Below are 9,849 nucleotides of genomic sequence, written 5' to 3'. Positions count from 1 at the left end.
ACTATCGTTTTGATCAGTCATTTCGATACTGTACAAACAGACGAATATGGAGCACTTGAACCACTCGCATTCTATCCCGAAGAACTAACAAAGAAGCTATTGGAAGACAAAGATACGTTGCCTGAAGCTGCGCGTATTGATTTGGAATCAGGAAATTATTTATTTGGCAGAGGTACGATGGATATGAAAATGGGCTTGGCTTTACATATTCAGTTGATTGAGCGAGCGAGTCTAGAGCAGTGGCCGATAAATTTATTGCTATGTACAGTTCCAGATGAGGAAGTGAATTCAGCGGGAATGCGAGCTGCTGTAAAGGAACTGGTGCGTCTGCAAGAACAAGAAGGACGCCACTATAAATTATTCTTAAATGGAGAGCCTTCATTTTCACAAGGACCCGCGGATACGAAGGAATATATATATTCGGGTACAATCGGAAAAATCATGCCGTCCGCTTTGTTCTATGGGAAAGAAACGCATGTTGGCGAACCGTTAAAAGGTATTACTGCAGATTATATGGCTTCGTTTTTAACGCATCGGATGGAATGGAATCCACTATTCCGTGAAGTGCATCAGGAGGAATCTACACCACTTCCTGTCACGCTGCATCAAAAGGATTTAAAGATCCAGTACTCTACACAAACACCACAGCGGGCGGCCGCGCTATACAATGTCTTTTTGTTCAAGCAGACAGCTGCAGAAATCATGGATTTATTCGAACAAGTGGCGAATGAAGCGATGGAGCAATGCAATGAACATTATAAAGCGATTTGTGACCGTGAATCAGCCGAGCCGTTAGGGGACATTCGTGTATTACGTTTTGAAGAGTTATTAAAATACGCCGAGGGTAAATTAGGAACGAATGAAGTGCGCAGATTGAAACAAGAAGTGCTATTGCAGGAAGAATGGGATGACCGTGAACAATGTATTCGTATTGTAGATACGTTGATGATGGAGTGCCAAGAACTTGGACCGGCAACGGTGCTGTTCTATGCGCCGCCTTATTATCCTGCAGTTAACTCGTCGGACGATCCGCTTGTCATCGAGTCTATCGAGTTTCTGCAAGAACGTGCGAAGGTGTTTGATCTGACGCTCGATCAGGTGCATTATTTCAATGGGATTTGTGATTTGAGTTATGTGCATTACAAGGATGAGGAGAATCATTGGATGGCGTTTGCGGACAATACACCGGTCTATGGGGATACGTATTCGATTCCGTTTGAGGATATGCGGAAGCTGACTGCTCCTGTGTTGAATGTGGGGCCGTTTGGTAAGGATGCGCATCAGAAGACGGAGCGTTTGCATATTAATAGTGCGTTCAAGGAGATGCCGGTGTTGTTGGAGCAGTTGGTGAAGAGGCTGGCTGGTATGGATCAGCAGTCTAAGTCTAGATGATGTAAGGTTTTGGGGTCGTTGCTCGAGTTTGGCTTGTTCATTGAAAGTAGTGAGGGTCATGCTTTGGACTCGCGCAGGCACGTGGGGGATTGCCTCCAGCCATGAGCCAACTAGCGGTGGGGCTGCTAGCTGTCTCATGGCCACGGCCGACCCCGCAGTTGTGCCTGCGCTACTAAGTGGTTGACAAGTTAGATTGTGGTTTATAAAAGATGAAGACAGTGGAACGGTGATACTTATCTTTGGTTCTGGAAAAGTACGTAACAGATAGATTGGATCGTTGCTCGAGATTGGATTGTGCATGGAAGGTAGTTAGGGTCATGCTTTGGACCCGCGCAGGCACGTGGGGGATTGCCTCCAGCCATGAGCCAGCTGGCGGTGGAGCTGCCAGTTGTCTCATGGCCACGGCCTACCCCGCAGTTGTGCCTGCTCTACTAAGTACTTACCACGTTTGGTTGTGGTTTATAGAAGATGAAAACCAGTGACTTCGCGCAACATGTCTTCTATGTTGTAAAAGTAAATAACGTTTAGATTGGATCGCGGCTCGACATTGGCTTGTGCATGGAAAGTAGTGAGTGTCGCGCTTAGGACCCGCACAGGCACTTGGGGGATTGCCTCCAGCCATGAGCCAACTAGCGGTGGAGCTGCTAGCTGTCTCATGGCCACGGCCTACCCCGCAGTTGTGCCTGCGCTACTAAGTATTTACCAAGTTTGGTTGTGGTTTATAGTAGATAAAACCAGTGACTGGGTGGTACTAGTTACTATTCTTGCAAAACAAGTATCCGAACTGCCCTACACATTATCTAACGAAGGCGGCTGCACGTGGTAGGCGTAGTAATGAGACAGCCAGGCGCACTTCCTGTCTGGCTCATTGCGGAAGCCATCCACCACCGCCGAAGTGGGGCCAATGCCCGCCCCACTTACTCTGCCAGTCAAACTACTACCTTTGCATAAAACAAGGAAGAGTAAGGGGTTGCAAAAACCACTACCCAACATCGTATCCTACTTACTAGTGCGAACAAAAAACCGTGTACTCGAAAAACAAGTACCTGAACTGCCCTACACCCAATCTAACGCAGGCGGCTGCCAGTGGTAGGCGTAGTAATGAGACAGCCAGGCGCACTTCCTGTCTGGCTCATTGCGGAAGCCATCCACCACCGCCGAAGTGGGGCCAATGATCGCCCCACTTACATTGCCAGACAACCCACTACCTCTGCACAAAACAACGAAAAGAAAAGCACTCGTAAAACAACAACTCATGCCGACTCCTACTTACTATGGACTACCGCCACATCATCAAACCCCAACACAAGAAAACTGAAGACCATACCCACTTTCCAAGGGCATGTCTTCAGTCACTTGCAGTTATTTAGTTCTGATAATCAATAGCCGCTGCGCCCAATGTCTTAGCCGCTGCCATCATAGCCTGTTCATCAAAATCAAAACGTGGGTGATGATGTGGATAAGCATCTGCTGGTTGTGCACCCGTGAAGAAGAACGTACCTGGAATCTTTTCAAGATAGTAAGCAAAATCTTCGCCGCCCATTTGAGGTTGCATTTCTTCTACGCCTTTTAAACCAAGAATAGATTCAGCCACTGCTTTTAGATAGTCCGTTTCCTTTTCGTGATTGACGACTGCTGGATAGCCACGGAAGTATTCCACGGTGATTTCGCAATCGTTTGCAATCGCTGTACCTTCAGCTACGCGCTTGATTTCTTTTTCCATCAAGTCACGTACGTCGTTTGTGAATGTACGAACGGTACCGCCTAGAACTGCCTGATCCGCAATGACGTTAAAGGCATTTTCTGAAACGAATGAACCGACGGATAGAACAGCTGATTCGATTGGATCAACGCGTCTTGAGACGATTTGTTGAAGATTCGTTACTAACTGTGAACTGATTACGATCGCATCTTTTGTTTGATGTGGAGCAGCGCCATGTCCGCCAGCCCCTTGAACGGTAATGTTAAATCGATCTGCCGCAGCCATGACTGGACCTGCACAGTAATGGATTACGCCTGATTCGAGTAGTGACCAAAGATGCGTACCGAAAATCACATCGACGCCTTCTAGACAACCGTCTTCGATCATCGCAATAGCGCCACCTGGAGCTAGTTCTTCTGCGTGTTGATGAATAAATACATATTCTCCTGATAGCTCATCGCGCATTTCATTCATCGCTTTTGCTAGTTGAAGGAGAGTGGCAGTATGGCCATCATGCCCACAAGCGTGCATAACGCCTGGCACAGTGGAGGCGTAAGGTGTATCTTTTTGGTCTTGAATAGGCAATGCATCAAAGTCTGCTCGCAAAGCCACTGTTTTTCCAGGCTTCGCACCTTTGATTCGTGCTACGACACCGTTGCCGCCAACACCAGTACGTACTTCTACGCCAAGTTGTTTATAAAAGTCAGCGATATAGGCAGCAGTCTTCGTTTCTTTATATGAAACCTCTGGATTCATATGCAAATATCGACGTATCTCTACCATATCGTCGTACGATTGTTCTAATTTCTGAAATAATTGTTCTCTCATTATAAGTCCCCTCTCAAATATACAAATAAATCAATCATCTCGTTTAGTATAACAAGCGAACAGACGCATCGCAAACTTCGGGTGTCGAAACATATTGCAGTAGAATTGAATGAAATGATAGATCTAGAGGACTGACCATAAAAAAAGATTTGACGTAAAAACGTCAAACCTCTTCAGTAGGTGTTTTATAATGCGTTGTGTATGGAGCACTTGTGAAAATATGTTGTGCAGCACCGCCAGCATCTTTGAAGTCCGTTTTGTCGGATAACTGATTACCCGGGGAGTTATACCAAATTTCATACAGACGTCGATCCGTCCATTCTGTTAGCAATGTATACGTATCATTGCCGATAGGACGCAATAAACGGAATGCGATGAAACCAGGCATGTTTTGAAGTTTTTCTCCCATATGCTTGTACTGATGTTCGAAAATTGGTTTACCTTCATCTGTCACCGCGACATTATCCATTGCAAAGAATCCTGGTTCTGTCAGTTGTCCGAAAGATCCTACTACTTCAAACTTCCTCGGTGTTTGAAACACGCTCTTGCCATTTGTTTCATGTAGCAACAGTGTAGTGCCGGCACCATTCATTAAGTGAATGGTTTCATCTACGTACTGATCTTTTACCTTTTCCATAAAGTCCATAGTTCCAGTTGTCATATAAATATTCATGTAATTTTCCTCCTTTGGCTAGTAACAATCGTCAGAGTGTAATGAGGACACTCTTATCCAGTGTATGATTCTACACTTAGTAATTCCCTAAAATCTCTTGTATCAAACACATTAAAAGCAAGCAAGTTAGGAATGATTGTCGGAAAAATGACAGAAGTCCCTCTAGTCTAAGCACAAAATTATGACAAAGGCGCAATTCACTATACATTGACTTGTCAACGGTTTATCATGAGAACGTATATGAGTTTCGCGAACGAAATTATAAAAATGGAAAGAGGTATCTCTGAATATGTCAACTTTTAATGATACGTTATTACGCGCTGCGAGAGGCGAGCAAATAGATCACACGCCCGTTTGGTTCATGCGTCAAGCAGGACGTTCACAGCCGGAATATCTTAAAATCAAAGAGAAATACTCCTTGGAAGAAATTACGCATCAGCCTGAATTATGTGCGTATGTAACAAAGCTTCCAGTAGATCAATATGATGTAGATGCAGCTATTTTATATAAAGATATTGTAACACCACTTGTAGGAATCGGAGTAGACGTAAAAATCAAATCAGGCGTAGGCCCTGTTATCTCAAATCCCATCCGTTCAGCACAAGACATCGCAAACTTAGGGGAGTTTTCAGCAGAAGAGCAAGTTCCTTACGTTTTGGATACGATAAAAATGCTGACTCAAGAGCAATTGAATGTCCCACTGATTGGTTTCGCGGGCGCACCGTTTACACTAGCGAGTTATATGATCGAAGGCGGTCCTTCAAAGAGCTATAACCTGACAAAGTCCTTCATGGTATCTGAGCCACAAGCGTGGTTTGCATTGATGGATAAGCTAGCTGATATGACGATTAGTTATATTACAGCACAAGTTAACGCAGGTGTGAAAGCCGTGCAAATATTCGATTCATGGGTTGGCGCATTGAATGTATCCGATTACCGTATCTTCATTAAACCTACAATGACTCGTATTTTCACGGAACTACGTAAGTTAAACATTCCGTTGATTACATTCGGAGTTGGCGCAAGTCATTTGGCGAATGAATGGCATGACCTACCAGTTGATGTAGTCGGACTGGATTGGCGCTTGTCTATTAAAGAAGCGGGCGAACGCGGTATGACAAAACCTTTGCAAGGAAACTTGGATCCCTCCATGTTACTGGCAGACTGGTCCGTCATCGAAGAACGTGCGAAGGTTATTGTTGAACAAGGTGTAGAACACGGAAGCCATATCTTCAACTTGGGCCATGGCGTATTCCCTGACGTAAAACCTGCAACATTGAAGCGTTTAACAGCTTTCGTACATGAATATAGTAAAGAATTACGTTCGAAATAACAATCCAACCATGAGGTGAAAATGATGACGAAAAAGAAAATGGGCTTACTCGTTATGGCGTACGGAACACCAAACTCCTATGACGATCTATTACCGTATTACACACACATCCGTAGAGGCCGTCCACCGGCTCCGGAACAAGTAGAAGATCTACGTAATCGCTATGAAGCAATCGGAGGCATTTCACCACTTGCGAAGATTACGGACGATCAAGCAAACGCATTAGGCGCTCGCATGAATGAAGTACAAGATGAAATCGAATTCAAAGTATATATTGGCTTAAAGCATATTGCGCCATTCGTTGAGGATGCTGTGCAAGAAATGCATAAAGACGGCATTACAGAAGCTGTATCGATTGTCTTGGCGCCACATTTCTCTACGTTCTCCGTTAAATCATACAACGGTCGTGCGAAAGAGGAAGCGGACAAGCACGGTATCCATCTGACTTCAGTTGAAAGCTGGTACAAGCAGCCGAAATTCATTGAATACTGGACGAATCAATTGCGTCAAACATACGATGCAATGGATGAAGCAGAACGTGAGAATACATGCTTGATTGTTTCAGCACACTCGTTACCTGAAAAGATTTTGGCTAACGGTGACCCATATGCTGATCAATTAAAAGAGACAGCGGAAATGATTACAGACGCAGCAGGCATTAAAACATACGCAATCGGTTGGCAAAGTGAAGGGCAAACGCCTGATCCTTGGCTAGGTCCTGACGTTCAGGATTTAACACGTGAATTGCATGAAACAAAAGGATATACGTCATTCGTTTACACACCAGTAGGTTTTGTATGCGATCACTTGGAAGTTTTATTTGATAACGACTACGAGTGTAAAGTTGTATGTGACGATATCGGCGCAGCGTACCACAGACCTGCTATGCCGAACATCGATCCTTTATTCATTGATGCAATGGCGGATGCTGTAATGGATCAATTACACGCAACGAAATGAATTCAAATGGATCGGAGTGAAAAAAGGACATGAGTGAACGAAAAAGAGTAGTCATTATCGGTGGCGGCATCACAGGTCTCGCTGCAGCGTACTATATGCAAAAAGACGCTCGTGAACAAGGACTTCCTATAGACATCACCATGATTGAAGCTTCAACAGAACTAGGTGGAAAAATCCAAACAGTCCGTCGAGATGGCTACGTAATCGAACGCGGTCCCGACTCCTTCTTGATCCGTAAACAAAGTGTAGACCAATTAGCGGCTGATTTAGGTATAGCGGATCAACTCGTCCGTAATGCGACAGGGCAAGCGTATATTTTCCTCCATAATCAAATGCATAAAATTCCAGCGGGTGCTGTCATGGGAATCCCGACAGAAGTCAAACCGTTTATCGCATCAGGCTTATTCAGCTTAAGTGGTAAATTACGGGCGGCAGGCGATTTGGTCTTGCCGCGATCTGGAGTAATAGGTGATCAACCACTCGGGAAGTTTTTCCGACGTCGCTTCGGCACTGAAGTAGTGGAGAACTTGATTGAACCTTTATTGTCTGGTGTTTTTGCAGGAGATATCGATCATATGAGCTTGGAATCTACATTCCCACAGTTTTATGAAGTGGAGAAAAAACACCGTAGTCTGATTTTAGGGATGAAGAAAAGCCAACCTAAGCAACTGCCACAAAAGAACAGTCACAGTTCGAAAAAGGTAGGCGTGTTCCATACGTTCAAGTATGGACTGGAAACTTTGGTTGAAGCGCTTGAACAACAACTGACCGATGTGACGATTATGAAAGGCACGCGCGTTACCAAGATAAAAAAACATGGTGAACAAGCGGTCCTCACATTAAATGATCAGCGACAAATTGAAGCTGATGCGGTCATTATGGCGACAAGCCACACCGTAGCGAGTCGATTGTTTGAGCCGCATGGTTTGTTGAAAGAATTGGGAACGATTTTAACGACTTCAGTTGCAACGGTAGCTCTAGGGTACCCGAAAGACGCCATGAAGAAGGATATAGACGGTACGGGGTTCTTAGTTCCGCGCAGTAGCAATCATTCGATCACGGCATGTACACTTCTCAATCGCAAGTGGCCGACGACGACGCCAGACGATAAAGTGATGGTGCGAGCATTCGTCGGACGGGTTGGGGAAGAAGCGATCGTGGACTTACCCGATGCTGAGATAGAGAAGATTGTCCGTAAAGACTTAGGAGACATTCTGCAGCTTAAAGGCGAACCGGAATTCTGTATCATCACACGCTGGAAAGACGATCGACCGCAATACCGCGTAGGCCATAAAGAGAAGGTTTTGCGTGCGAGGGAAGAATTGCACGATGAATTCCCAATGGTCCAACTTGCGGGAGCTTCTTATAAAGGAGTCGGCTTGCCTGATTGTATCGATCAAGGAGTCGTAGCGAAAGATCAAGTAATCGCGAGTTTGTTCAAATAAAATAGTAGAAGCCGTACACCAAGTTCATCGACTTGTTGTACGGCTTTTTAGTTGTACAGAGAGTACGCAGTGTCGTTTATCTATGTATTTTCCGCATAAAAAAAGCGAATATAGGAATATCCGCCGAATAGAAGTTTTGTTTTATTTTAGGTTGCAGTGATCACAGTGATTAGAGTAACACTCATGCTGTTCTTCAATTTCAGTTCCACAAGTCGCACAAACCTTCGCCGGCAAGTTCTTGAAAAATTCTACAATGCTTTCTACCATATTCAATCAATTCCCTTCTGTTTGTTGTATAACTCTTTGGTATATACACAGTGTATTATAACAGGTGCTGAAAGTCAACATTTCATTTATAGTTCTGTTAAAATGGATTCAAGCCTTTTGTGGCGTGCTTTCAAGTGGTTTTAAACGTTCTGAATTGAAAGAATATACTAAAAATAAATGTGACAATTTTGTGAGGAGAGAAGAAAGTATGAAATTTATCGATAATCAAGGCGTTACAGACCCACGTATTAACCTAGCCATTGAAGAATATGTGCTCAATACGATGGATGTAGACGAAGATTCGTATTTACTGTTCTATATCAATGAACCTTCTATCATTATCGGGAAAAATCAAAACACCGTAGAAGAAATCAATACGGAGTTCGTAGATCGTCAAGGCATTCATGTAGTGCGTAGACTTTCTGGCGGTGGGGCTGTGTACCATGACAAAGGAAACTTGAACTTCAGCTTTATTACGAAAGACAATGGAGAATCATTCCGTAACTTTAAAAAGTTTACGGAGCCTGTAACAGACGCGCTGGCAAAAATGGGTATCAAAGCGGAATTGCTTGGGCGCAATGATATTTTGATTGATGGCCGTAAAATTTCAGGCAATGCACAATTCGCAACAGGAGATCGCATGTTCAGTCACGGCACATTGCTGTTTGATACAGATATGGAAGGTGTCGTGAATTCACTTAAAGTGAAAAAGGACAAGATCGAATCAAAAGGCATTAAATCTATTCGCAGTCGTGTCGCGAATATTTCCGAGTTTCTCGAAGAACCTATTTCAATTGAACAGTTTAGACAAGAAATCTTGAATTCTATGTTCGATGGAGAAGAAAACATTGAATACCGCGTGTTGACTGATGAAGACTGGACGAAGATCCGTGAATTATCTGCTCAGCGCTATGGTAACTGGGAGTGGAACTACGGTCGTTCACCGAAGTTCAACTTGCAGCAGTCAAAACGTTTCCCAGTTGGCGGCATTGATGTTCGCCTGCAAGTAGAAAAAGGGTTGATCGAAAACGTCAGTATTTACGGAGACTTTTTCGGCGTTGGGGAAGTAAAGGAAATTGAAAATCGTTTAATTGGCTTGAAATATGAGCGTCAGGCGATTACGGAAGCACTTAAATCAATGGACGTCGAGAAGATTCTAGGCGGAATTCAGCTAGAAGAATTCGTCAATGTTATTTATTAAGGAACAGCGCATGTCTTACGGGGCATGCGTTTTTTGAATACGAGAGAT

General features: G+C 44.1%; 14 protein-coding genes. 11 read left to right on the top strand and 3 right to left on the bottom strand.

The window, feature by feature from the left end:
- The 7 genes from Q7P97_RS13440 to Q7P97_RS13410 form a co-directional block, all read left to right on the top strand.
- The coding region (locus Q7P97_RS13440; protein WP_303969814.1) for a M20/M25/M40 family metallo-hydrolase at positions 1 to 1,392 on the top strand (1,392 nt) is incomplete at its 5' end.
- Between the two features lie 58 nt (positions 1,393 to 1,450).
- Positions 1,451 to 1,576, top strand: coding sequence for a hypothetical protein (locus tag Q7P97_RS13435; protein WP_303969812.1), 126 nt, complete (start codon positions 1,451 to 1,453; stop codon positions 1,574 to 1,576).
- A gap of 133 nt (positions 1,577 to 1,709) precedes the next feature.
- Positions 1,710 to 1,874, top strand: a complete 165-nt coding sequence (locus tag Q7P97_RS13430; protein ID WP_303969810.1) for a hypothetical protein — start codon at positions 1,710 to 1,712, stop codon at positions 1,872 to 1,874.
- A gap of 65 nt (positions 1,875 to 1,939) precedes the next feature.
- A complete protein-coding gene (locus tag Q7P97_RS13425) occupies positions 1,940 to 2,218 on the top strand; it encodes a hypothetical protein (RefSeq protein ID WP_303969808.1) in 279 nt (92 codons plus the stop codon).
- Entirely contained in the window at positions 2,212 to 2,343 is a 132-nt protein-coding gene (locus tag Q7P97_RS13420; RefSeq protein WP_303969806.1) for a hypothetical protein, read from the top strand. The genes Q7P97_RS13425 and Q7P97_RS13420 overlap by 7 nt, the downstream gene beginning before the upstream one ends.
- Positions 2,344 to 2,362: 19 nt before the next feature.
- Positions 2,363 to 2,485 carry a hypothetical protein gene (locus Q7P97_RS13415; RefSeq protein WP_303969804.1) on the top strand — a complete coding sequence of 41 codons (123 nt, stop codon included), beginning with the start codon at positions 2,363 to 2,365 and terminating at the stop codon, positions 2,483 to 2,485.
- Positions 2,479 to 2,778, top strand: coding sequence for a hypothetical protein (locus tag Q7P97_RS13410; RefSeq protein ID WP_303969803.1), 300 nt, complete (start codon positions 2,479 to 2,481; stop codon positions 2,776 to 2,778). The genes Q7P97_RS13415 and Q7P97_RS13410 overlap by 7 nt, the downstream gene beginning before the upstream one ends.
- Here Q7P97_RS13410 and Q7P97_RS13405 read toward each other — a convergent pair.
- Positions 2,759 to 3,922: a M20 metallopeptidase family protein gene (locus Q7P97_RS13405; RefSeq protein ID WP_303969801.1), complete on the bottom strand. Its 1,164-nt coding sequence runs from the start codon at positions 3,920 to 3,922 to the stop codon at positions 2,759 to 2,761. The genes Q7P97_RS13410 and Q7P97_RS13405 overlap by 20 nt on opposite strands.
- Before the next feature lie 163 nt (positions 3,923 to 4,085).
- Positions 4,086 to 4,595, bottom strand: coding sequence for an antibiotic biosynthesis monooxygenase family protein (locus tag Q7P97_RS13400; RefSeq protein WP_303969799.1), 510 nt, complete (start codon positions 4,593 to 4,595; stop codon positions 4,086 to 4,088).
- A 289-nt stretch (positions 4,596 to 4,884) separates the two neighbouring features.
- Here Q7P97_RS13400 and hemE point away from each other — a divergent pair, with 289 nt between their 5' ends.
- From hemE to hemY, 3 genes are read left to right on the top strand one after another with little or no spacing between them, the layout of a single operon-like run.
- Positions 4,885 to 5,928 carry a uroporphyrinogen decarboxylase gene (gene hemE / locus Q7P97_RS13395; protein WP_303969797.1) on the top strand — a complete coding sequence of 348 codons (1,044 nt, stop codon included), beginning with the start codon at positions 4,885 to 4,887 and terminating at the stop codon, positions 5,926 to 5,928.
- 24 nt (positions 5,929 to 5,952) lie between these two features.
- Positions 5,953 to 6,888 (top strand): ferrochelatase, encoded by a 936-nt coding sequence (hemH, locus tag Q7P97_RS13390; RefSeq protein WP_303969795.1) that lies wholly within the window; start codon positions 5,953 to 5,955, stop codon positions 6,886 to 6,888.
- Positions 6,889 to 6,917: 29 nt separating this feature from the next.
- The gene (gene hemY, locus Q7P97_RS13385; RefSeq protein WP_303969793.1) at positions 6,918 to 8,333 is read left to right on the top strand and encodes a protoporphyrinogen oxidase; all 1,416 of its coding nucleotides are present in this window, start codon (positions 6,918 to 6,920) and stop codon (positions 8,331 to 8,333) included.
- A gap of 141 nt (positions 8,334 to 8,474) precedes the next feature.
- Here hemY and yhfH read toward each other — a convergent pair whose 3' ends face one another.
- Positions 8,475 to 8,600, bottom strand: a complete 126-nt coding sequence (yhfH, locus tag Q7P97_RS13380) for a protein YhfH (RefSeq protein ID WP_085429090.1) — start codon at positions 8,598 to 8,600, stop codon at positions 8,475 to 8,477.
- A gap of 208 nt (positions 8,601 to 8,808) precedes the next feature.
- On the opposite strand from yhfH, the gene lplA reads away from it, so the two are divergent.
- Positions 8,809 to 9,801, top strand: coding sequence for a lipoate--protein ligase (gene lplA, locus Q7P97_RS13375; RefSeq protein WP_303969791.1), 993 nt, complete (start codon positions 8,809 to 8,811; stop codon positions 9,799 to 9,801).
- Positions 9,802 to 9,849: the final 48 nt, after the last annotated feature.

This window comes from Sporosarcina ureae, assembly GCF_029267015.1.
GTDB lineage: Bacteria > Bacillota > Bacilli > Bacillales_A > Planococcaceae > Sporosarcina > Sporosarcina ureae_D.
The sequence above is the reverse complement of the archived record's forward strand: the minus strand, read 5'-3'. Positions and strand labels throughout refer to the sequence as shown.

Bases quoted from the DNA above. Each gene is read 5' to 3' on its own strand.
- Q7P97_RS13405 (WP_303969801.1), bottom strand. From the start codon at position 3,922: ATGAGAGAACAATTATTTCAGAAATTAGAACAATCGTACGACGATATG.
- yhfH (WP_085429090.1), bottom strand. From the start codon at position 8,600: ATGGTAGAAAGCATTGTAGAATTTTTCAAGAACTTGCCGGCGAAGGTT.
- hemY (WP_303969793.1), top strand. From the start codon at position 6,918: ATGAGTGAACGAAAAAGAGTAGTCATTATCGGTGGCGGCATCACAGGT.
- Q7P97_RS13435 (WP_303969812.1), top strand. From the start codon at position 1,451: ATGCTTTGGACTCGCGCAGGCACGTGGGGGATTGCCTCCAGCCATGAG.
- hemE (WP_303969797.1), top strand. From the start codon at position 4,885: ATGTCAACTTTTAATGATACGTTATTACGCGCTGCGAGAGGCGAGCAA.
- Q7P97_RS13400 (WP_303969799.1), bottom strand. From the start codon at position 4,595: ATGAATATTTATATGACAACTGGAACTATGGACTTTATGGAAAAGGTA.
- lplA (WP_303969791.1), top strand. From the start codon at position 8,809: ATGAAATTTATCGATAATCAAGGCGTTACAGACCCACGTATTAACCTA.
- hemH (WP_303969795.1), top strand. From the start codon at position 5,953: ATGACGAAAAAGAAAATGGGCTTACTCGTTATGGCGTACGGAACACCA.
- Q7P97_RS13430 (WP_303969810.1), top strand. From the start codon at position 1,710: ATGCTTTGGACCCGCGCAGGCACGTGGGGGATTGCCTCCAGCCATGAG.